Source organism: Psychrobacter immobilis (assembly GCF_904846065.1).
In the GTDB taxonomy this organism is placed as follows: Bacteria; Pseudomonadota; Gammaproteobacteria; order Pseudomonadales; family Moraxellaceae; genus Psychrobacter; species Psychrobacter immobilis_H.
Map to the genome: position 1 here is coordinate 1,661,822 of NZ_CAJGZV010000001.1, position 23,498 is coordinate 1,685,319.

21 protein-coding genes are annotated in these 23,498 nt (G+C 42.5%); 18 read left to right on the forward strand and 3 right to left on the reverse strand.

What is annotated here, in order from left to right; translation table 11 throughout:
- Positions 1-105: 105 nt before the first annotated feature.
- The 11 genes from JMW64_RS06935 to msrB all read left to right on the forward strand — a co-directional run bounded on the left by JMW64_RS06935 (position 106) and on the right by msrB (position 16,039).
- A complete protein-coding gene (locus JMW64_RS06935; protein ID WP_083475715.1) occupies positions 106-702 on the forward strand; it encodes a LemA family protein in 597 nt (198 codons plus the stop codon).
- 58 nt (positions 703-760) lie between these two features.
- Entirely contained in the window at positions 761-3,844 is a 3,084-nt protein-coding gene (locus JMW64_RS06940; protein ID WP_193836981.1) for a M48 family metalloprotease, read from the forward strand.
- A 147-nt stretch (positions 3,845-3,991) separates the two neighbouring features.
- A complete protein-coding gene (locus JMW64_RS06945; RefSeq protein ID WP_201553805.1) occupies positions 3,992-4,864 on the forward strand; it encodes a hypothetical protein in 873 nt (290 codons plus the stop codon).
- 107 nt (positions 4,865-4,971) lie between these two features.
- Positions 4,972-6,081, forward strand: a complete 1,110-nt coding sequence (serC, locus tag JMW64_RS06950) for a 3-phosphoserine/phosphohydroxythreonine transaminase (RefSeq protein WP_201553806.1) — start codon at positions 4,972-4,974, stop codon at positions 6,079-6,081.
- A gap of 292 nt (positions 6,082-6,373) precedes the next feature.
- Positions 6,374-8,206 (forward strand): extracellular solute-binding protein, encoded by a 1,833-nt coding sequence (locus tag JMW64_RS06955; RefSeq protein WP_201555061.1) that lies wholly within the window; start codon positions 6,374-6,376, stop codon positions 8,204-8,206.
- A 105-nt stretch (positions 8,207-8,311) separates the two neighbouring features.
- Positions 8,312-9,091 (forward strand): hydroxyacylglutathione hydrolase, encoded by a 780-nt coding sequence (gene gloB / locus JMW64_RS06960; protein WP_201553807.1) that lies wholly within the window; start codon positions 8,312-8,314, stop codon positions 9,089-9,091.
- Between the two features lie 90 nt (positions 9,092-9,181).
- A complete protein-coding gene (locus tag JMW64_RS06965) occupies positions 9,182-10,249 on the forward strand; it encodes a microcin C ABC transporter permease YejB (RefSeq protein WP_201539648.1) in 1,068 nt (355 codons plus the stop codon).
- 50 nt (positions 10,250-10,299) lie between these two features.
- Entirely contained in the window at positions 10,300-11,331 is a 1,032-nt protein-coding gene (locus JMW64_RS06970) for an ABC transporter permease (RefSeq protein WP_201555062.1), read from the forward strand.
- A gap of 7 nt (positions 11,332-11,338) precedes the next feature.
- Entirely contained in the window at positions 11,339-13,039 is a 1,701-nt protein-coding gene (locus JMW64_RS06975) for an ABC transporter ATP-binding protein (protein ID WP_201555064.1), read from the forward strand.
- A 222-nt stretch (positions 13,040-13,261) separates the two neighbouring features.
- Positions 13,262-14,566: an iron-containing alcohol dehydrogenase gene (locus tag JMW64_RS06980; protein ID WP_201553808.1), complete on the forward strand. Its 1,305-nt coding sequence runs from the start codon at positions 13,262-13,264 to the stop codon at positions 14,564-14,566.
- A 267-nt stretch (positions 14,567-14,833) separates the two neighbouring features.
- A complete protein-coding gene (gene msrB / locus JMW64_RS06985; protein ID WP_201553809.1) occupies positions 14,834-16,039 on the forward strand; it encodes a peptide-methionine (R)-S-oxide reductase MsrB in 1,206 nt (401 codons plus the stop codon).
- Positions 16,040-16,169: 130 nt separating this feature from the next.
- Here msrB and folE read toward each other — a convergent pair whose 3' ends face one another.
- A complete protein-coding gene (gene folE, locus JMW64_RS06990) occupies positions 16,170-16,766 on the reverse strand; it encodes a GTP cyclohydrolase I FolE (protein WP_227694112.1) in 597 nt (198 codons plus the stop codon).
- Between the two features lie 353 nt (positions 16,767-17,119).
- Here folE and JMW64_RS06995 point away from each other — a divergent pair, with 353 nt between their 5' ends.
- Positions 17,120-17,926, forward strand: coding sequence for an enoyl-ACP reductase FabI (locus JMW64_RS06995; RefSeq protein ID WP_060491067.1), 807 nt, complete (start codon positions 17,120-17,122; stop codon positions 17,924-17,926).
- Between the two features lie 110 nt (positions 17,927-18,036).
- The gene (locus JMW64_RS07000; protein WP_087814274.1) at positions 18,037-18,732 is read left to right on the forward strand and encodes a YoaK family protein; all 696 of its coding nucleotides are present in this window, start codon (positions 18,037-18,039) and stop codon (positions 18,730-18,732) included.
- A gap of 49 nt (positions 18,733-18,781) precedes the next feature.
- Here the strand turns inward: JMW64_RS07000 and JMW64_RS07005 are convergent, their stop codons facing one another.
- The gene (locus JMW64_RS07005; protein WP_201553811.1) at positions 18,782-18,946 is read right to left on the reverse strand and encodes a hypothetical protein; all 165 of its coding nucleotides are present in this window, start codon (positions 18,944-18,946) and stop codon (positions 18,782-18,784) included.
- A 531-nt stretch (positions 18,947-19,477) separates the two neighbouring features.
- Between JMW64_RS07005 and JMW64_RS07010 the strand changes: the two genes are divergently transcribed.
- From JMW64_RS07010 to JMW64_RS14150, 3 genes are all read left to right on the forward strand, one after another.
- Positions 19,478-20,899 carry an SLC13 family permease gene (locus JMW64_RS07010; RefSeq protein WP_060491069.1) on the forward strand — a complete coding sequence of 474 codons (1,422 nt, stop codon included), beginning with the start codon at positions 19,478-19,480 and terminating at the stop codon, positions 20,897-20,899.
- Positions 20,900-21,041: 142 nt separating this feature from the next.
- Complete coding sequence (locus JMW64_RS14145; protein WP_265089802.1) at positions 21,042-21,458, forward strand: metallophosphoesterase family protein; 417 nt, start codon at positions 21,042-21,044, stop codon at positions 21,456-21,458.
- A gap of 48 nt (positions 21,459-21,506) precedes the next feature.
- Positions 21,507-21,845, forward strand: coding sequence for a metallophosphoesterase family protein (locus tag JMW64_RS14150; RefSeq protein WP_265089803.1), 339 nt, complete (start codon positions 21,507-21,509; stop codon positions 21,843-21,845).
- 40 nt (positions 21,846-21,885) lie between these two features.
- Here JMW64_RS14150 and JMW64_RS07020 read toward each other — a convergent pair whose 3' ends face one another.
- Positions 21,886-22,389 (reverse strand): hypothetical protein, encoded by a 504-nt coding sequence (locus JMW64_RS07020; protein ID WP_201553812.1) that lies wholly within the window; start codon positions 22,387-22,389, stop codon positions 21,886-21,888.
- A 75-nt stretch (positions 22,390-22,464) separates the two neighbouring features.
- On the opposite strand from JMW64_RS07020, the gene JMW64_RS07025 reads away from it, so the two are divergent.
- Both JMW64_RS07025 and JMW64_RS07030 read left to right on the forward strand, forming a co-directional pair.
- Complete coding sequence (locus JMW64_RS07025; RefSeq protein WP_201553813.1) at positions 22,465-23,058, forward strand: DUF1543 domain-containing protein; 594 nt, start codon at positions 22,465-22,467, stop codon at positions 23,056-23,058.
- A gap of 48 nt (positions 23,059-23,106) precedes the next feature.
- Entirely contained in the window at positions 23,107-23,424 is a 318-nt protein-coding gene (locus tag JMW64_RS07030) for a hypothetical protein (protein WP_201553814.1), read from the forward strand.
- Positions 23,425-23,498 lie beyond the last annotated feature (74 nt).

Genomic DNA, 23,498 nt, shown 5'->3' on the forward strand with positions numbered 1-23,498 from the left:
TTTTTCGACCTTTTTTTGTCCGATTTTGACCTTTGATTGATTAAGATGGGTTAAAATACAATGTATTAACTTTTATTAACATTCTGGACACTTTAGGGTTTTCTTATGAAGATGTTTGTTTGGTTGTTCATTGCCTTCGTGCTACTAGTGATTGTGTTTGGCGTATCTATATTTAATAAGTTGGTACGCGCTCGCAACCAAGCGAAAAATGGTTTTGCCCAAATAGATGTACAACTGAAGCGCCGTCATGATTTGATTCCAAATTTGGTTGAAACTGCTAAACGCTATCTAACGCATGAAGAAGAGACGCTGACCCGTGTGATTAGTGCACGTAATCATGCCCAGAGCTTGCAAGACTCCAATACACATCAGCCAGACTCGCTTGAGCATATGGCGCTATTTGCCAAAGCTGAGAGTATGCTGTCTAAAGCGTTAGGGCAGTTTTCAGCGGTTGTAGAAGCTTACCCTGAGCTAAAGGCGGACAGCATGATTAAAGAGTTGATGGATGAGCTGACCAATACTGAGAACCGCATTGGCTTCGCCCGTCAGCACTATAATGACAGCGTGATGTTCTACAACAATGACCGCGAGGTATTTCCCAACAATCTTATTAGTACGACTTTTGGCTTTCGCCCGTTAAGCCCGCTAGTATTTGAAGATAGAAAAGTGATCGCTCAAGCACCTGTCGTCAATATGGGCTGATATTGAATTATATGCATATGTTCAGATGCGTTTAGCTATTTTTAAGTCAGGCATATAGATGGATTTTTTTGGTGAACAACGCACCCGTACCCAGCGAAGTCTGTTGCTCTATGGGCTATTTTTTCTCATTGTTTTTGCTCATCTGGCAGTAGCGCTAGGTATCATGGCGCTGCTGCTAACGATATTTACTGGTGGTATTTATCATTGGGTATTGATACTGGTTGCTATCTGGACAGTCGGTAGCTTTGTGATCGGTAGTTTTTTAGAGTACAGACGTTTAGAAGCGGGTGGTCGCGCTATTGCTCAGCGTGTGGGCGGGGTTCGGCTGTTTATCGACCACAGCCAAGACGCGTGGGAGCATAGTCAAGGGGTTGCCCATCAGCATGAGGCTATACCAAAGGTTCGTTTCAGCGCCCACCATATCGCCGTGCGTGATGAGCGAGACTTCCCGCCTGTCTACCGTCGTTACTACGAGATTGCCCAGCAGCTAGCTATTGCTTCGGGTGTACGTATGCCGATTCTCTATGTACTGCCTGATGAGCAAGGTATTAATGGCTTCGTTGCGGGTCGTCATAGTCAAGATATGGTATTGGTCGTCACTCAAGGCGCGCTTGATAAGCTGTCCGATGAGGGGCTGTATGGGCTGATAGGGCATGAATATGGTCATATCTTGCATGGCGATGCGACGTTTAATTTGCAACTGATGGTGGTGCTGGCAGGCTTGCAATTACTCTATGACTGGAGTGATTCTATTAATAATTTTGGCGCTGGTAATCAACGCAGTCATCAGAATAGCCATCACAATTATTTTGATGATGCGGTCAATCGACTGTCACAAAGAGTCGTCGATAGCCATGCGCGTAGCACTGAAGCTCAAACCGCCAACTTTACCACCCATAGTGAATGGGTAAGCTATTGGCAAAGTCAATCACAAAGCCAGCAGTCGTCAGCTAAGAGCCAGTCACGATGGCTACAAAATAATAATAAGTTCGATAGTCAAGCACCGCGCAATATTGGGACGTTGTTAATACATGGATTGAGTTTTTCGAGTATGGCCAGTGCGCAACTGATTAAACACAGCTTTAATCGCCAGCGTGAATTGCTTGCCGATGCGACCAGCGTGCAGCTGACACGCTCGCCGGCTATTATGGAAACCTTACAAGCCATTCATCAAGATTCGCTTGGTTCGCGCTTAACCAGTATCGCCGATATCAATGGTCTTAGTCACTTCTTCTTTGCCAGTAGTGGTGCTGATTTGGGTGACGTCTCTTGGTTTGCCACCCATCCGAGCTTGGCTGAGCGAATGAGTGCCATTAATGCCAACGCTTATCATGATTTTGCGGTAAAAGTAGCTAAAGAAAAGCGCATAAATCAACAGAAAATAAAAGAGATATATGAGCAGCGGCGATTAGGGGATTGGGGCGTCATAAAAGCAAATAGCCTAAGCAAAAATAAACAAGAAAAAAATAGCCAATCATCAATATTTGAAACTCAATCAGGATTAGATAACAATAAAAGCAATAACGATAAAAGCCTTACTAATAACAGCAATGATGTTATAGACAAAGAAACTACTGCTTTTCCTGCAAATGAAATAAAGAATGAGTTGGACGAAGATAAGGGGCTAGAGTTTGTTATCGAGAAAGATGTCGTTGTTGCAGGACGTTTACAGGTTCAAGCGCAAAATACCGGTATTCATCAGTTGCTCAAGCCATGGCAAGCAAAACCTGATAGCGATTTGCCATCGGATACATTGATTGGTATCGACGATAGACAAAAAGTTTCACTGCCGCAGTATATACTCAATCACAGTTATCACCCGCTCGGGGCGCAAGCTTTGATTGAAGCAGTTATGTTGTGCCATCAAGGTCGTATATTAGCAACGACTGAGAGTTATGACTTGACTGATATCTGGCTTGGAATTGCTAACGATAAAGCGTCTGCTGCTGAAATCAATAATAACGCTAGCGCTAATATTAGCAGCCACCCCCAATTTTTAGCGCATACGATAGATCATAGATTATTAGCAGCAGTGGCACATCTTGATAGGCGTTTAGACAACGCATTGATTGCATTGGCAATAAAGCAATTGAGTCAGCATAACCTGTCAGAAACTGCTATCAATGAATCACGCTTAAGATATGAAGCGAGTCATAGCAATCAAGATCATCAACATTATGTGCAGCAAAAAAAGTGTCGTACAATGCTGATGCGCTATCAACAGGGTATCATTGAGCTATTTGAACACTACCTAACGGCGGATTTAAGTCAACATTTCGCTGATAACATAGCCAGTGAAGATGGTGCTATGGATAAAATTAAGCCAGTATCAACGCACTCAGGAAAAATCGACTCTCGGTTGCCACCGATTTTATCATTATGGCAAGCGCTACAGTTGCAGCAATTATTACCTATATTGTCTACTGTATTGAACGAGGAACACGTGCATGCTCAGCCTCAGCTATTATGGTTATGGCAGCAAACATTGCAAGCGGGTAGAGATGATATTTATGACCAGCTTGACCCTTCAGGACAGGTATTTGATGGTCTCGATGTTGCCGCGAAAGCAATGCTTATTTTATTGGCTTATCGCCTATCAAAAGATGTCAAGGGTCAGGTCGTATCAGCACTAGATAGCTCAGTACACATTTCAGCACCTACTTCAGTACTCGGCTATAATAATGACAGTGTTGCTCACTATCTTGTGGATTTGCGGCGTCATGCACGTTTGATTGATATTGACTTAGCCGCTGTTAGTGACGCAAATTTGCAATGGCTACTATTGACTGCGCAAAATATAAATAGTATCCAGTTATTGGCAGTGATAGAAGCGGTGCCTATTTTTATAGCGCCTGCCAGTCAGTCGTCTGCATCAGAAGCCAAACGTAATGATAATTATCGACAGAGGCAACAGGGCAGCGATCAAATAGATTATAATGCTCATAGACAAGACGGCAATGCAGATAGTGTAGATAAGGCGGGCAATGATAGTCTGCGCCATTCTTATGCTTATCATACTTACCAGCAATGGCTGAGCACATTGCATACGGTGATGTTACACGATACGATAGTCAGTCAAGATGAATATGATTGCTTGTCCATGTTAGCCAATCATTGGTTAGGCGTTCGGCAGCTTTTTTGAACAATATCATTGACGGCATTTAAGTATTCTTTTTTAAATTGAATGGACTATATTTTTAATCCTTTTTTTTAACATCGTTCTCTAATATTGTTCCTTGCCATTAAAAGTCAGTAAATCCATTTTAGATAAGTAGGATAGTAAATAAGCATGAGTGATATCCAAGACCCGCTAATTGTATTGCAGCAGCGCCAGATTTTAGCGATGATGGGTATCAATCAGTGGGTGCAGCCGAGCTCTAAGACATTGAGTATCGCAGGTATTTCTGCGCCTGCTCTGCTCGAGCAGACTACAGCTAATCCAATTTTAGCTAATCCTAGTATTTCTTCTGCGATTACCACTGAACAGCCAAGTATTGAATCTTCTAATATTGAATCCCCAAATATTAATGCCATATCAGATATGGTAGATGATGAGTCTATCAACCATTATTATAATGACGCTAATGATACAGATTTAAGCTATTCTGACCAGCAAAGCCCTGTTACTTATAGTTTTGACTCGACTACTCCTAATGCCCTTAATATCTCTAAGCCAGCCGTTACCTCCTTTGTAGATACTGTTGTACAGCAAGCTTCTATTACTGATATAAATAAAGCTTCGAGCTTTGAAAATGGCAGTTTTAAAGAAGAGGGCTTTCAAGAGGAAAGCTTTAAAAAGGTAGCACCCTTTGATTTACAAGGTGGTCGTTATGGTGATTGGGTGATTTTGGTGGATATCCAAGCACTTAATCATGACAGCCAAAAACTGTGGCAAAATATCACCCAAGCGTTATCCATCAGTTGTGAGACGACATCGTTCCCTATCTGTGAAGGTATGGATACGGCTGAGCTTGCCAATGCCAGTCTTGCTGGATACGTCTTTAAAATTGGCCGTAGCGAAGAGATACAGGTAGTGACATTGACCGCACTTCCTGAAGGTTTGGAACATCCTAACCTGACGACTGCACCCACGTTGGATGAAATGCTTACTGATAGTAATCTCAAACGTCAGCTTTGGGAGCAGTTATCGAGTCAGAGTTAAAGGTTTACCACTTACTATGATAGAGATTAAAAAATAACGATAAAATTCACATTCAACATTCAACCTTTAATAACCACGATGATTTCATCATATTTAGGATAATAATTATGACCACTAAAGCCGCTCCTAACCGTGTACCCAACTTTTCAGCGGGACCTGCTACTATACCAACGGCCGTATTATCACGCGCTCAAGAAGAGTTGCTTGATTGGCAGGGACGCGGCATGTCGGTCATGGAAGTGAGTCACCGTAGTAAAGAATACATCGCCATTACCGAAAAAGCTGAAGCCAAATTGCGCTCGCTCATGGACATTCCAGATAACTATAAAGTGCTGTTTTTACAAGGCGGTGCCAGCTTACAGTTTTCAGCGATTCCATTAAACCTGTTAAATGATGGGCGCGCAGACTATCTAACGACGGGTGCATGGTCTGGTAAAGCGGTCAAAGAAGCCCAGCGCTATGCCAAACTAGGTCTTGGTGAAGTTAACGAAGTTGCAACAGGCAAAGGTAGCAGCTTTACTGATGTACCAGCCGAGAGCGAGTGGACTATTAGCAAAGATGCCGCCTATTTCCATTACTGTGCCAACGAAACCATTCATGGTTTGCAAATATTTGAGCCGCCACAAGTCGATGCGCCGATTGTCGTCGATATGTCTTCTTGCATTTTGTCACAGCCAATTGACGTCTCTAAATTTGGCATGATTTACGCGGGCGCGCAAAAAAACATCGGGCCAGCAGGTCTGATTATCGTGATTATCCGTGAAGACTTATTAGGTCAAGCGAGTGAATGGTGCCCACTGCTGATGAACTATGAGCACCAAGCTGAAAAAGAATCCATGTCAAACACACCAGCGACGTATTCTTGGTATTTAGCAGGGTTGGTATTTGATTGGTTAGAAGAGCAGGGCGGCGTCGCTGCTATCGGCAAAATCAACCAACAAAAAGCCGATTTGCTGTATAAAACAATCGATGATAGCAGTTTTTATAGCAATCCAGTTGAACCCAAATATCGCTCTATCATGAACGTGCCGTTTACCTTAGCCGACAGCTGCCTTGATAAAGTATTCTTAGAAGAGTCGGAAGCGGCAGGCCTCATGAATCTAAAAGGTCACCGCGATGTAGGCGGTATGCGTGCCAGCATTTACAATGCAGTGTCATTAGATTGGGTGCAGCAGTTGGTTGACTTTATGATTGCGTTTGAAAAAAAACACGCATAAATTATGTATAGACTTTAAAATAAAAGACGCAACTTTTATAAGCTGCGTCTTTTTTTATACGCGTTAGTATTCTTTTAAGATAAATGATGCATCATGTAGCAACTCTAACGCTGCAAATCATTAGGTTAAAAAACCTAAGTTTGTTATGATAGAATTCTGCAGCACTTACGATACGTCAGATACGACATATTTTTTTAGATTTTATTTCATAAGCGGTCATTAGCCTTTAGTCACTGGTTAAATGTTCAATATATTCATTCGGTCTGGCAAAGGGGTTTGTTATAACTTTATGATGCTAAAAAATACCATGCTAAAAGCCGTCTTGCTTGCCATTACTATTAGCTGGATACCAGCCAGTATTGCGGTGCCAATCACCACTACTGCGCTTGGTCATAATAGTACCACTGAGTATATCGATGTGCCCTTTATGCCTTATGCCAACCCAAAGGCGCCCAAAGGTGGTACGCTTTCACTGGATGCACGCGGCACCTTTAATGCGGCCAATAAATGGATGACCACAGGTGTGGCGATGGTTGGCACCGATTATCTATATGACACCTTGATGACTGGCTCATTAAATGAAGCTTTTACCATGTATCCGCAGCTGGCAACCAAAGTAACTTATGATCCTGATGAAACCAGTTGGATTATCTATCATATTAATCCTGCTGCGCGCTTTTGGGACGGGACACCGGTTACCAGTAGTGACGTCAAAGCCACTTATGATACGCTGTTAAATAAAGGTCCGATGTATATCCGTAGTTATTTGGGTGATATTAAAGACATTCAGATTATTAATAAGCAACAAGTGAAGTTTATCTTTGCTTCTGATGATAATAAAGAAATCTTACTAACTGTCGGACAGTTTCCTATTTTTGCTAAGTCCTCTATCGATACGTACTTTGAGAAAATAACGTTGACGCCATTGATGGGCAGTGGACCTTATAAGTTAGGACGTGTCGATGCAGGGCGCTCGGTCAGCTATGTGCGTGATCCCAATTATTGGGGTCGTGATTTGATGGTCAATCGTGGTCGTTATAACTTCGATATGATTAAGTTTGTCTATTATCAAAGCGATGAGATTGCTTTCGAAGGTTTTAAGTCTGGTCAATATCGTTTTCGCCCTGAGAATAAAGCATCGAACTGGGCAACGGGTTATAACTTCCCAGCTGTCAAAGCAGGTCTTATCAATAAAGAAACCATAAGCAGCGAAAACCCAGTACCGATGCAAGGTCTGGTCATGAATATGCGCCGTCCTATCTTTCAAGATATTCGTGTCCGTCAAGCACTAAGCAAGGCTTACGACTTTGAGTGGATGAATAAGACCTTGTTTCATGGGCAGTATGAACGTTTGCAAAGTTTCTTTCATGGCTCCGAGCTTGCCGCAACAGGAGTGCCATCTGCTGAAGAGATGCAGGTGCTTACGCCTTTATTACCTAAGCTTGAACCGCTGCAACGTCAAGCCGTATTAATGGAGTGGCAATTGCCGACCAGTGACGGTAGTGGCTTTAACCGTAAAGAGTTACTAGAAGCGCGGCAGCTGTTGCTAGATGCTGGATTTTATTATAACGATATGAAGCTATATCAGCCCAATGGACAACTTGCTCAGATTGAGGTTTTAATGATGGGCGATACTATGGGTCGGGTGCTTCTGCCATATATTCGAAATCTACAGCGCTTAGGATTTGATGCCACGTTACGTCAAGTCGACGGACCACAATATTATGAGCGGGTACGCCGTTTTGACTACGACATGATAGTTGATAAATTTGCTCAGAGTTTATCACCTGGTGCGGAACAAGTTGGTTTTTGGGGTAGCTCAGCCGCTGACCAAGCGGGCAATAGAAATACTATCGGCATCAAAAACCCAGAGATTGACGCGGTGATAGAGCAGCTTGGTAATGCTAAAACTCGCGACGATACTATATTATATACTCAGGTGCTCGATCGCCTACTACGTGCTGGTCATTATTTAGTGCCCTTATACGGCAAATCAGCGACCAATGTCGCCTATTGGGATCAATATCGTCATACTGAAAAACTGCCCTCTAATGCCATCGGTATTGACTACTGGTGGACGGACAAAGAAGCAGAAGCACGTGTTAACAAATACTTGAAGCAATAATTTAGAACAATAAAGGAAATAACGCTGCATCTTAAAATTTTATTTGGTTTAAAAAAAACCATAAAAGACATCAGCAATAAAGATAACTACTGGTAAGGATTTAATATGACTATCCGCATTCACCCAATCAAAGCGTTCAATGATAATTATATTTGGACATTGATTAATGAAAATAATAAACAGGCGATCGTTATTGATCCTGGTCAAGCTGAGCCTGTCATGAGTTATTTGGAAGAAAATAAATTAGAGCTGACGTCTATCTGGACGACTCATCATCATCATGACCATATCGGCGGTGTCGCAGAACTGCAAGAGTCTTATCCGATGACGCATCTGGTTGCGCATACTGAGCATAATGTCGATGAAGATCAAACCATCAAAGATGGTAGTACCGTCAGTGCGTGGGGCTGTGCAGCACAAGTATGGGATGTGTCCGGTCATACTGCTAGCCACGTGGCTTATATTTTGGATATTGACGGGCTTAAACATTGCTTTTGTGGCGATACTTTATTTAGTGCTGGATGCGGACGGGTATTTACGGGGACGATTGAGCAATTACACAACAGCTTTAAGCGTTTAAATGGTTTGCCAGCTGAGACGCTACTATATCCTGCGCATGAATACACTGCCAGTAATCTGCGCTTTGGACTATCTATTGAACCTACTAATGAAGCAATGCAGCAAACTCTGGTTCAAGCAGAAGAAAAAACCACCCAAGGTATTCCGACGTTGCCAGTCTCTCTAGAACATGAGCGCGCAGTCAATGTGTTTTTACGGACGCAAGAGCCGAGTGTGATAGCAGGGGTGAAGTCTAAAGCAACCATCGATGATGATAAATCTTTGGCTGTATTTGCTGCGCTACGTGAGCTTAAAAATAACTTTTAAACCATAACGGGCGCTTCGACTGACGTTTTGATAGTTATTAGCTGCTGATTTTCTCTGTTGTTATGTTTATTATCTTAGGAAGCCGTCGTTATGGGTCGTTATATCTTAAAAAGGTTACTGCTGATATTACCGACGCTTTTTTTGATATTATTGGCGAATTTTGTGATTGTACAAGCAGCGCCTGGTGGTCCTGTCGAGCAGCAGCTGGCGCTTATCGAGCAAGGTGCAAAAGACAATGCGCTTGGCGGTAATATTGGCGCGGGTAGTGCGGGAAATAACAGTACCTATCAAGGTACGCGTGGCTTATCTGAGGAAATGGTTGCAGCGATTAATGCCCAATACGGCTTTGATAAATCGGCACCTGAGCGCTTTTGGCTCATGTTAAAGAATTACGCTCAGCTAGATTTTGGCGAGTCTTTTTTTAAAGGACAGTCGGTAACGGATTTGATTATCGAGAAATTACCCGTTTCTATCTCGCTTGGGCTCTGGAGCACGTTGCTGATTTATATGATAGCGATTCCACTAGGTATCTATAAAGCCATGCATCATGGCTCGGGGATTGATAAAGTTACTGCCATGCTACTGGCTATCGGGCATGCAATACCCGTTTTCGTATTTGCCGTTATATTACTGGTGTTCTTTGCCGGTGGTAGCTACTGGAATATCTTTCCACTGCAAGGCTTGACCTCTGAGAACTTCGATCAATTAAGCGCGCTGGGTAAAATCAAAGATTACTTTTGGCATTTGGCGCTACCACTGCTGGCAAGTACGATTGGCGGTTTTGCGGGTTTGACCTATCTGACCAAGTTTAGCTTTTTAGAAGAGCTGGGTAAGCAATATGTACTTACTGCTCGTGCTAAAGGGCTGGGTGAGCGTCAGGTCCTTTACGGGCATGTGTTTCGTAATGCCATGCTGATTATTATTGCAGGTATTCCAGCGGCTATCGTTGGCATTTTCTTTGCCGGAAACTTCTTAATCGAGATTATTTTTAAACTTGATGGTTTGGGTCTCTTAGGCTTCGAAGCCATTCAACAGCGCGATTATCCTGTGATATTCGGTACATTGTTTATTTTTACCTTGGTCGGACTGTTATTACAGTTAATCAGTGATTTGAGTTATCACTTAATTGATCCTCGTATTGATTTTGAGGGGCGCTAATGTCAAGTTATCCATTACCTTCAACGCCTTCATCTGCATCTCCTGTCTCTATGCCAAAAAAACGTCGCCTAAATCCTATCTGGCAGGCACGCCTAAACCGTTTTCGCCAAAATCGTCTTGGCGTCGTATCATTATTCATTTTTGCGCTGATATTCGTCATTTGTATGGCAGCCAATGTGATTGCCAATGACAAGCCGCTACTGGTGCAGTATCAAGGCGATTATTACTTTCCTGTCCTAAAAGCTTATCCTGAAACGGCTTTTGGTGGGGTGTTTGAGACTGAAGCCAATTATAAAGACCCTGCGGTACAGACGCTGATTGATGAGCAGGGTTTTTACATTATGCCGCCGATTCCATTTGCCGATCAGACACCAAACGTTGAGCTGGGTATTCCATATCCAGCAGCGCCCAATAGCCAGAACTGGCTTGGTACTGATGACTTAGGCCGCGATGTGCTGGCACGGATACTTTATGGCATGCGCGTGTCGTTACTTTTTGGTTTAGCATTGACACTTGCTGGGGCAGTGATTGGTATTATCGTCGGTGCAATACAAGGCTATTACGGTGGTTGGATAGATTTGGCAGGGCAGCGCTTCATGGAATTATGGGGCGGTATGCCGCAGCTGTTTATGATTATTATTTTGGTCAGCTTATTCAGCCCTAGTATCTTTATGCTATTTGCAATGATGCTGTTATTTGGTTGGATGGGACTGGTTGGTTTGGTACGGGCAGAGTTTTTGCGCGCGCGTAACTTTGACTATGTACGTGCTGCGCGTAATCTTGGGGTATCCGACAGTCAAATCATGCTAAGGCATATCTTGCCCAATGCCCTAGCGTCAAGTTTGTCACAGCTGCCATTTATATTGACAGCTAATATTATCGCTTTAACGGCACTAGATTTCTTGGGTTATGGCTTGCCACCTGGTTCACCATCGCTTGGTGAGCTTATGGTACAAGGTAAAAACAATCTCGATGCGCCTTGGCTTGCACTATCTGGATTTTTTAGTTTGACCTTTATTTTATCATTGCTGATTTTCGTTGGCGAAGCGCTGCGTGATGCGTTTGATCCGAGGCGTTCTTAAGATGACTATGATTGATACGCAAACTGACAGCCTAAACGTAAATCGTAGCAATACACAGCAAAAGCTAATATTGAGTGTCGATAAGCTCAGTATTCTTACCAATACTGGCGTAACGTTAGTTGATAATCTGTCTTATACGCTTAGGCAAGGACGAACCCTTGCTATCGTAGGTGAATCAGGCTCTGGCAAATCCATTGCAAGTCTCGCGCTATTAGGCTTATTGCCAGACAGTTTGACCGTTAGCGGTGAGGTGAAGCTAGCAGGGTCAGCAGGGTTGACTGTGCTACCGATAGCCAATGCCAATGCCAATGCCAATGCCAATGTTAGTGTTAGTGCTAAGGCACGTAACGCTGCGCTGCGCTCTATTCGCGGACAGCGCATCGGCATGGTGTTTCAAGAGCCGATGACGGCGCTCAATCCACTACATACAGTTGCCAAACAAATTGCAGAATCACTACGTCTAGTTGGTGTGCCCAAGAAACAATGGCAAAGTCAAACAATCGATTTACTAAATGATGTCAATATTACCAATCCGATTGATAAGCTGAACCGCTATCCGCATGAGCTATCAGGTGGTCAACGTCAACGGGTCATGATTGCCATGGCATTGGCACAGCAGCCTGATATTTTAATCGCTGATGAGCCGACCACCGCGCTTGATGTGACTCTCCAACATGAGATTCTCACCCTATTAGATGATCTTAAGCGTCAGCATAATATGGCGATGGTGCTTATTAGCCATGACCTCAATCTGGTCAGGCGCTACAGTGATGAAGTAATTGTCATGCGCCAAGGGCAAACGATTGAGCAGGGGCAAACCGCAGCGGTGTTTAACCAGCCCAAAGCCGAATATACCCGCTCGTTAATCAAACAAGACTTTGGCCAAGCACTGAACTTCTCTAATGATGATCAAAGTCATCCACCAACCGTATTGCAAGTCAGCAATTTACAAGTACAGTTTCCCATTGAAAAAAGTCTGTTTGGTGGTACTAAGCGCTGGTTTGATGCGGTGAAAAGCGTTGATATGACGCTACAGAAAGGCTGGGCGTTAGGCATTGTAGGTGAGTCAGGCTCTGGAAAAACCACGATAGCGCTTGCGTTAAGTCAATTACTTAGCAATCAAGCGCGTGTGGGTGGCGAAATAATGGTCAATGGACAAGATATTTCAGTATTGTCCAAGGGTGAGCTACGTCAGTTCCGCTCGCAAATTCAAATGGTATTTCAAGACCCCTTTGCCAGTATTAATTCACGTATGACGGTGATGCAAATCATTGAAGAAGGATTGCTCGTACAAGGCGTTGATAAGGCAGCACGGCGGCAGGCAGTGATGGATAGCCTTACTACCGTGCATCTGCCAGCTGAGTTTGCGCATCGCTATCCGCATGAGTTGTCAGGTGGTCAGCGTCAGCGTGTCGCACTTGCGCGCGCCCTGATTATGCAGCCGAGTCTATTGATATTGGATGAGCCGACGTCCGCGCTTGATAGTACCACGCAGGTGACCGTCGTTAATTTACTACGTGAAATTCAACAGAAACTACAAATCAGCTATGTGTTTATTAGTCATGACTTAAAAGTAGTACGCGCCCTATGTCAGCATATTATGGTGCTTAAAGATGGCATATGTATTGAGTACGGACGTACTGAAGATATTTTTAATAGCCCACAGCATCCCTATGCGCAGCAGTTGCTGCAGGCGAGCATGATTTAGCTTAGCCAAAAAGAGTTAAGCAGATATAGCCAAATAAGCAGAACATGGCAGTTCATACTAATTGCGATATCCTAAAAATAGCAGTGATACAATAAGTTAAACAGACGTTGACTTTAGTTAGAGGCTTAACTTTGTTTAATTTTTAGTTAAAGAGCAGTTGAAATCGCTGCTTTAAAGGATTGTCATCGCTATTATTACCCTCATGAAAAAGGATTTTTACTCATGAAAAAGCAAAACAGTATTGCTAAATTAGTAAATAACAAGTTAGTAAATACCAATGGATTGCAGAATGTCGGTTATTTAGCCGTTGCTAAAACACGCGCTAAAGTCTTAAAAGCGTTCGCTTATGTTGTTCCAATTAGAAGACCAATGCTATTTGTCGGTGAGACCTCTTGTGAAGAGCTATGTGATATGGCCATCAACGAAGGCAGCACCAATGTTTTTATCGTTACTGATGCCGTGCTTAATAAGCTAGGTATCCCAGCCAAAGTGACTGATTATCTAGATAGCAAAAATATCAGCTATACCGTTTATGACGGCATTACCCCAGATCCTACTTTTAAGGTTGTCGAAGAGGGACTGCGCAAATCTATCGATGCTAAATGCGACTCGATTATTGCCATCGGTGGCGGCTCTGTGATTGACGCGGCTAAGATGATTGCGATGTCACAAGGCAATAGCTGCAAGCCGCAACAACTTATCGGCATTCTTAAAGCCAGAAAGCCTTCTATGCCGCTTTATTGTATTCCTACCACGGCTGGCACAGGTTCAGAAGCAACCCTTGGTGCAGTAGTATCAGACGATAAAACGCATCAAAAAGCGCTGTCTATTGACCCAAGAATGGTGCCATTAGCAGCGGCTATTGACCCTGTTATTATGAAAGGCATGCCTGCTCATATCACAGCGGATACGGGTATCGATGTATTGACTCATGCGCTTGAAGCTTGGATGAGTGCTAATGCGAGCGTCGAGACCGATTATTATGCAGCTTCTGCGGTCAAATCTGTGATGCAAAACCTACCGCTGGTTTATAAAGACGGCGGCAATCTTAAAGCCAGAGAAGCAATGGGTATTGCCGCTCATTACGGCGGTATCGCCTTTAATAAAGCGGGTCTCGGTTATGTTCATGCTATCGCTCATCAGTTAGGCGCGCACTATAGTATTCCTCACGGTCGTGCCAATGCCATCGTGCTGCCGTATGTGCTTGATGTCAATCGTCAAGGAAGTAAAAAAAGACTAGCAGAGTTAGCTCGCAAGACCGGTATGGTAAAATCAGGACAAGCTGGCAAGAGTGATGCTGAGATTGCCGACCACCTCATCGCGCAAGTACGCGAACTGATTGCCGCCTTGAATATCGATCCAACGGTGAAAGGCATGCAAAGCAGTGATTTTGATAAAATTGCCAAAGCAGCAGCAAAAGAAGTCAGTGATACCTATGCCGTACCAACGTATCTATCAGCGTCTGAAATCAAGGCTATTTTAACCAAGATTCAGCGAGCCAGTGATGAGCATACTGCTGGAAAATGAAAAAGTAACTAAGCTACATAAGCTGCCTAAGATATATTGATGTAATATAAAAGAGCACACTACGCTGTCCGTAATGTGCTCTTTTTTTAATTATCATACTTTGTAGCAAACTTATCTTATTAAGAAATTGTGTATAATTCAGAATTTTACTGTTTAATTATATTAAATAATATCTAATAACTATTAAATTTTTATAACAATGTAGGTATAGTTTAGTGAGGTCAAAGAGTTACCATGGTTATATTATATTACTTTTAGGAGGTATCGATGAATCATAAATTAAAGACGGGCGCTATTGCGATGGCTGTAGCAGCCATCAGTATGGTTTTCGTTGGCTGTGCTGCCACCGAAAATACGCCCGCTGTGAAAAATACTGCCATCGATAATCCTTATGCGCCAACGGACCCAAATCTCGCAGTCGCTACGGTCGCTGGCGGTTGTTTTTGGTGCGTGGAAGCGGGTTATGAAAAAATACCTGGCGTTGTAGAAGTGGTCTCTGGCTATACCGGCGGTCAATCGACCAATCCAACTTATAGCACTGTATCAGCAGGCGGCACAGGGCATACTGAAGCGGCGCAAGTCTATTATGACCCGAGGAAAATCACCTATAATGGTATCGTTCAAGCGTTATGGCGCATTGGGGATCCTACCGATGATAAAGGTCAGTTTGTAGACCGTGGTACTCAGTATCGTCCGGCTATTTTTTATAATAATGCACAAGAAAAGCAGATAGTGGAAGCGGCTAAGCAATCACTGCAAGACTCTGGTGTCTATAGCAAACCAGTTGTGATTGAAATTGTTGCTGCTAGCAAGTTTTACCCTGCTGAAGAGTATCATCAAGATTATTATAAGAAAAACCCAATCCGCTATAAGGCTTATACCTTTAATTCTGGTCGCTATCAGTTTATCGAAAGTGTCTATGGTAAAGACTACGAGCTGGATTTTAGCCAGTTTAAACCTACGGCGGCAGATAGCGTACAGGCATCATCAAACAATGCGTCAGCTATTAAAGCTAGTACAGGATTCAATCCAGATACCTTTGTGAAGCCTGCACAGGATGAGCTAAAGCAGTCGCTCAGTGATATTCAATATAAAGTCACTCAAAAAGACGGCACCGAACGCGCTTTTGATAATGAATATTGGGATAATAAAGCGCCTGGGCTGTATGTCGATGTGATATCGGGGGAGCCACTATATTCCTCTCGTGATCAATACAAATCTGGCACTGGCTGGCCAAGCTTTACCCGTCCATTGAGCACGGATATGGTCGTTGAGAAGGAAGACCGAGGGATATTCGGAAGCCGTACCGAAATCCGTAGCCGATATGCAGACTCACACGTCGGTCATGTATTTGACGATGGTCCAGCACCGACAGGCAAGCGCTACTGTATGAATTCAGCGGCAATGCGTTTTATTCCACTGGCACAGATGGAAGCAGAAGGTTATGGCAATTGGATTGATGACGTAAAATAGGTTAGTTAAGCCTCGTTATATTGCAATTAATGGTTGATTGCTATTTATTAATGATAGCTATATTGAAAGGTACGCATTAAAAAAGGATACTTAAGTATCCTTTTTTTATTATCTATTGTTATTTGAAGCGTTAGAATGCAGGCTGACGTCTAGGGATCGCACTCAAAAACTCATTGCGCGCTTGATTGTCATGTACAAATTCACCTAACATCGACATCGTGCGTGTAGTAGAGTGCTGTTTATTTACGCCGCGCATCATCATACACATATGTGCTGCATCCATCACTACTGCTACGCCGCGACAGCCAGTGACATCCATAATAGTTTGTGCCACTTGCTCGCTTAAATTTTCTTGAACTTGCAAGCGACGGGCGAACATGTCGACAATACGGGCAAATTTTGATAAGCCTAGTACTTGACCATTGGGTAAATAGCCTACATGAGCGATACCATGAAAAGGCAGCATATGATGTTCGCACAATGAATAAAATTCAATATTTTGTACCAATACCAGCTCGCGATTGCTTGATGGAAACAGGGCGTCGTTGACGACTTCATCCAAGCTTTGATGATAACCTTGGGTTAGATGTGCAAAAGCTTTCGCGGCACGCATCGGCGTTTCTTCAAGACCGGGACGCTGTAAGTCCTCACCAGTTGAGAGAATCAGTTGACGATAAGACTCAACGCTTTCTTGGTAATTTGATGCTATTGTTGGGGTGTTACTCATAAGTTTGGCAGCCATCCAAAATGTGGGTGTAGCTTAACGCTAAATCCCTAATTACGAACAGTTACAAATAACTGTTGTAAAGGATTTTTATAAAAATTGTGCAAGCTGGGAAGGGCTGTGATTATACTTGAAATCTACTTAACTTCATACTGCTGTGGCGAGCAGTTGGGCGTTTAATCGATATTAGAAGACATTATAAGGGAATACAGTTTACGACTGTTTACTTAAATTAATTCGTGTATAATGACTTATTTTATAATTTGTACTTTTTACGCTGTGATATTCATCGTATCTAATCACTCTAAATAACTTAATATGATTAAACAATTTTGATCGACCCAAAAGGAAATATTATGCTACTACAAGGACAACGATTTGTCGTGACAGGCATTGCGAGCAAACTGTCTATCGCTTGGGCTATCGCTGAGGCACTGCACCGTGAAGGTGCCTCATTAATTCTCACTTATCCTAATGATAAGATCAAAAAGCGTGTCGATATGGCAGCGGAGAAATTCGAAGCAGATTTGGTACTTGAGTGTGATGTGGCGTCTGATGAGTCTATTGCTGCCTGCTTTGAGCAAGTCACTGCCCATTGGGGTGATGGAATCGATGGTGTGGTACATGCGATTGGCTTTGCGCCGATGGATCAGCTTGATGGCGATTTTGTTAAGGCGACGACCCGTGAAGGCAGTCAAATTGCCCATGATATCTCAAGCTATAGTTTTGTAGCATTAGCCAAAGAAGCTCGTGCTTTATTGGCCATGCGTCACGGTTCGATGCTGACATTGACATATGAAGGTAGTATCTCGGTATTGCCAAACTACAACGTCATGGGTATGGCAAAGGCCAGCCTCGAAGCCAGTGTTCGCTATCTTGCTACCTCTATGGGCGGTGAAGGCATTCGTGTCAATGCGATCTCAGCAGGTCCTATTCGCACGCTTGCTGCCAGTGGCATCAAATCATTCCGTAAAATGCTCGATATCAGCGAAAAAATAGCACCGCTACAACGTAATATCACACAAACCGAAGTCGGTAATGCGGCGCTTTTCTTGCTATCACCTTGGGCATCTGGTATTACCGGCGAGATCATGTTTGTTGACGCAGGTTTTAATACTGTGGCTATCAGTGAGCAACTAATGATGCTTGATGAGCCGAAATAATCCACTTCAATAGTCGGTTATAGGGTTCTATAGATCAGGAAGGCAGCCAATAGGTTGCCTTTTTTGGTTATAATAGATGCTTTTTGGTGATAAGCCATTAGGCGGCGAATATGATAACCAAATTACCAAAGTGGATATTGTGGGGCGGGGCAGTACTGGCATTCAGTGCTGGCTGTGTTAACACTGCTGCGTTAATGGGGTTTACCAATCTATCGGTTTCTCACGTCACTGGCAACGTAAGCTTATTTGCAGCGGCTATTGCTTACTTGGATGTGCGTAGTATCTTGTATATCGGTGCGCTGCTATTGTCTTTTTTGGCAGGTGCGATACTGAGCGGTTATGTGATTGGGCAGACATCATTAAAGTTAGGTAGGCGCTATGGTAGTGCACTATATATCGAGGCGGCACTGTTAATGGTCAGCTACTGGTTGTATCAGCAGCATGATTATTTAGGACAGTTGGCAGCGGCAATGGCATGCGGATTACAGAATGCCATGGTAGCGACTTATAGCGGTGCGGTTATTCGTACCACCCATTTGACAGGTTTGACATCAGATATGGGCGCAGCGATTGGCAACTGGTTGGCGGGTCGATCGATTAGCAAACCGACATTAGGGTTTCAAGCCATTATTTGGTATTGCTTTTGCGGTGGCAGCGCCGTTGGAGCATTTTTATTCGCCAAGGTTGGTTATGAAGCGCTATTTGTACCCATTGCTATCGTCTTGACGGCAGCATTTATATATAACTACGTCTCAGATCGCTTGCCAGAAAAAAGAGAGCCAAAAAATAAAAGGCACTCATCATAACGATCAATACCTTTTGTTTTTTGCTTTGAGGTAATAATAAAGCTGTGATTTAGTTTTTACCTTCTTCCTTATGGTCTTCATGTTCATGCAACCCTTGCATCATATCAAGTGCAGAGTCATCGGTACGCTGCTGATCTTTTTTAGCCAAACCGTCTTGATTGATATCTCTTGGTGCCATTTTAGTGGTTGAGTCTGTTTTATTTGCATCTGTCATAAACTGCTCCTATTTATTGTTATTCATTTTCCGATATAAATACTAATAAAAAAAAGTTGTTAAGCTATTACTGGTATTAGAAATTTATTTTGACTTATTTATTATGAGATAGCACCATACGCTTGTACATACTAAGTGTACGCTTGTTTAGTGACGATGTGTAACTGCAACTCACAAGGCTTGCTGTTTAATGAGAAGCGATTACTTGGTTATAAGTTGCTCTCACTCACTCTCGGCGTTCGGTTCAAAAATAAAAAACTCATGAGATAAAAGTCATCTCTATAAAGTACCGTTTTAAAGTACCTTTCCTAAAACGCATTAAAGTAATTCTTTACCTGTGAAATAACCATATTTATTGCAAATTTTATAAGGTTTTTTTTATAAAGGCTTTGTTGCATCAGCTTTTTGTTATATATCTGTTATGATAACGGCGTATTTTTTGTGGTTGCTGGTTGAATAACCATTAATCGCTAACATGCGTTTTTATTTTAGCGTCTTTTTACACTGTCTTTGGGAAAATAAGGACATTTTATGTCAGAGCAAAAATTAGATAGCCATCTTCCTGATGATGGCAATGAGTATTTATTTACCGATACCTTTCCAAAGGGTACTGGTAAAGGGTTGATAGTGGTCGCTATTGCGGCGGTTATCAGTATGATTATTTATAATGTATTGCCATTCGATATCAATGCCAATAAGGGTCTTGCCTTATTGTTCTTCATCGGCGTATTGTGGCTAACGGAAGCGTTGCACGTCACGATTACGGCACTATTGGTAGTCGTGGTTGGTGCCTTAGTTGGTATACCAGAATTTGATGCCGAAATAGGCTTACAAAGCTTTGCCAATCCGACCATTTATTTGTTTTTTGGTGGTTTTGCTTTAGCTGCAGCCTTGCATGTGCAGCAATTGGATAAAAAAATTGCCCTGAAGATTTTATCGATGTCAGGTGGCAAATTAAGCACGGCGGTATTTTTGATATTTGGCGTGACCGCATTTTTGTCGATGTGGATATCGAATACTGCGACGGCGGCGATGATGTTGCCATTAGCACTGGGTATTTTAACGCAAGTTGACCGTGAAAAAGACCGAGGTACTTTTGTATTTGTACTATTAGGTATCGCTTATTCAGCAAGCCTTGGTGGTTTAGGTACGATCGTTGGTTCGCCACCAAATGCTATCGCTGCAAAAGCGCTCAATATTGCCTTTGTGGACTGGATGAAGTTTGGTGTGCCGATGATGCTGGTATTATTGCCGCTATTGTTAGGCGCGATGTATGTGTTTTTGAAGCCCAACCTGAATCGTAAAATTGTACTGGTTGAAGATGAGCCTATTGTATGGAATAAACCTCGCGTAGTGACGATTATCGTCTTTATTGTCACCGCATTGAGCTGGATTTTCTCCAAAAAGATTGGTGCTGCGCTTGATATTACAGATACTGACGCGGTTATTGCCTTATCAGCCGCTGCCGCTGTGGTCAGCTTAGGCTTGGTATCGTGGAAGCAAGTGTCTGATAATACGGATTGGGGTGTACTCATGCTGTTCGGTGGTGGTATCGCCCTGTCGACGATTCTGAAAGTGTCAGGTGCCTCTTTGGTGCTAGGGGAGACGGTCGCTAATGCCTTGTCTTCTGCACCGCTTATCGTGGTGATGATTGCGGTATCAGCATTTATTATTTTCTTGACGGAGTTTGCTTCTAATACCGCCTCTGCCGCCCTGCTGGTTCCCGTATTTGCTGCCATTGCAGAGCAGATGGGTTTACCGCACGAAGTGTTGGTATTGGTCATCGGTATTGGTGCATCTTGTGCCTTTATGCTACCCGTTGCGACACCGCCAAATGCGATTGTCTTTGGTACGGGATTGATTAAACAGAGCGAAATGATCCGTACAGGTGTCATTCTTAATATCATTGCTACCTTTGTCGTCGGATTGTGGGCTTATTTCTTCTTAATATAGTTTATTAATCACATTAATCATAATTTATGAAACCCAATGTCTCAATAATCACGAGCCATTGGGTTTTTTTTGTTTCTCTTTTCTGTTCCTTTTTACGGTTAGTCGATGTATAACATAGTGATTTGTTAGGAAAATAAATAAGATGGCGCACTCTAACTCCAACTCTAATAACAAGCAATTAAATACTATAGCGGCTATTTCCGACATTCATAGTAATGTCTTCGCACTTGAAGCCGTGCTGACTGATATTAAACAGCGCGATATTGATCAAATTGTTAATCTGGGCGATATTCTATACGGACCGATTGCCCCCAAAGATACCTATGCGCTCTTAATGGCACAGCAGAACGATATCATTACTATTCGAGGTAATCAGGATAGACAGATTTATGAAGCGACAACAGCGGAGATTGGCAACAGCGCAACCATGGCTTTTATCATAGAGGACTTGCCAAAAGCAGCGGTTAAGTGGCTGCAGAATTTGCCGTTTGATTGTCATCTGAGTGAAGATGTTTATCTGTGCCATGGGTCACCAACCGATGACATGGTATATTTGTGAGAAAATATCGAGACGGGTCAGCCGACCTTACGTGATAATCTAGCCATTTTGGCACTGCTTAACGGTATTGGCAGTTCAGTGATCATATGTGGTCATACTCATATCCCACGTATAGTCACGCTATCGACAGGGCAGATGGTCGTCAATACAGGTAGCGTTGGTTACCCAGCCTATGAAGATGATTTGCCTATCGCTCATAAAATGCAAACCTATTCGCCCCATGCCAGTTACGCGATTATTAAATGTGTTGATACTGAACAGGGCAAATACTGGCAAACTGAGCATATCAAAGTGCCTTATGATTATGAGGCTGCGGCTAAATTAGCTTCAATGAACGGTCGTGAAGACTGGGCGTTTGCACTGAGAACAGGGCGAGTATTGCCTTGATGAGCAATTAAATATATAAGTATCAGGATTTTGCCTATTTTTAGCATGATTTACTAAGTTGCAAGCTATTATATGCATCAATATCTCTATGACCACACCAAACCTCTTTCAATGCGGGTAGCGCTTGAATATCTATTTGCCTAAAAAAACCGTCTACATTAAGCTGTCGATAATTCGCTCCTCGCTCCATTAGTTGATTAGAAAATAAAGAAAAGCTTGCAACTGGCGTCTCAGAATGGCTATAGATATGAATACTAATAACATTAGCTCCCTCTTTGCCGCCTAGACCTTTACGCCAAAAACCATGGCTTTGACTGTTTATCTCATCGACTATGGCTTGCATTTTTTCAGGCTGATGCTTTGCGTCGTAAGATAGTAGAATAGGGTTTGAATAAGGGTTCTCAATTTCAACTTTGCTGATGTCATGATAAGTAGCTCTTGATGTTAAGCTTGATTCTTTATTTGTACAGGAAGTTAAACACAACACTATTGGCAAAAATATAGTCGCTATAAACATCAGCTTAATAGCTATCAGAATGCCCATATTGATCCTTTTTATATGATTTATCTAACATCACACATTTTACTCAGAAGTTATTAACGTACAAGGTAATTCTTTATGCCAACACTCTTTATGTTACAGCTTGGTGGTCGCCCCAAAGGTCGTTTGATTGAGCAGCATGATATTTTCTTTGGTGTGGCCAATCAGGTGAGCGAGCTGGTAGACGATATCAATCACCACTGGCCTGAAGTCAAAAACAAATGGCATATTGATTCATACAGAGCGATTACCAAAGTGGGAAACCATACTGTTAAATTGATCGAGTCAAACAATCAAACAGCGAATGATAACGGTTTAAAACTGTTCTTTATTAATTTAGGCGGCTATCGGCGGGGGAGTTTTGAAGAGTTTCATCATAAACTGCTTATCGTCGCTGCTACTCAAGCAGATGCTATTAAACAAGCCAAACAAAGTACATTTTATAAAGAATTTACTTTTAAAGATAAAGACTCACCTTTTAATGCCGCATCGCACATTGATGATAAATTTCAGGTAGATATCGATGATATATACGACGTGAACGACCTTGTCTCAAACATACAGATTTTAATTGAGCCTACGATTCATAATAGTCACGAACTTGCAAATGCTGATGAAGATAAAGAGTATGTTGGTTATCTAAGTATCAAGAATTTAAGGAAGTTATTTTAAATTCATTTCATTTTTAGTCTCATCATTTAATTAAGGACACACCCTAATATGGCTTTAAATATGTATTATAAAAATGGCATGATTCGCAAATCGCGTTGCCAAATCTCTGATGAGCTATTACCCACCCTTTATCAGATTCATGATAATGCTAAGTTTCCACAACTCACTTGGTTAATTGATAATGTGTATGAAAATCCGCAGATTCAACCTGATGTCGCACAAGCATTAGCTGATGAAATGGTAGCGTTTGAGAGGTTAATACTTTCGCTGCATCTGCCTTTTCCTAGGCTGCCATTGCAAAAGTTGCAGAATTTCTTTACGGGGGCTGCCATTCGTCAACAGATTATTTATACAAGCAGCGTTTGAGCTTACAAATAATTTATTTACAAAAATAAAATAGGGCTGGTAGGTTTGAAAAATTTGATAAAATGTCACTACTG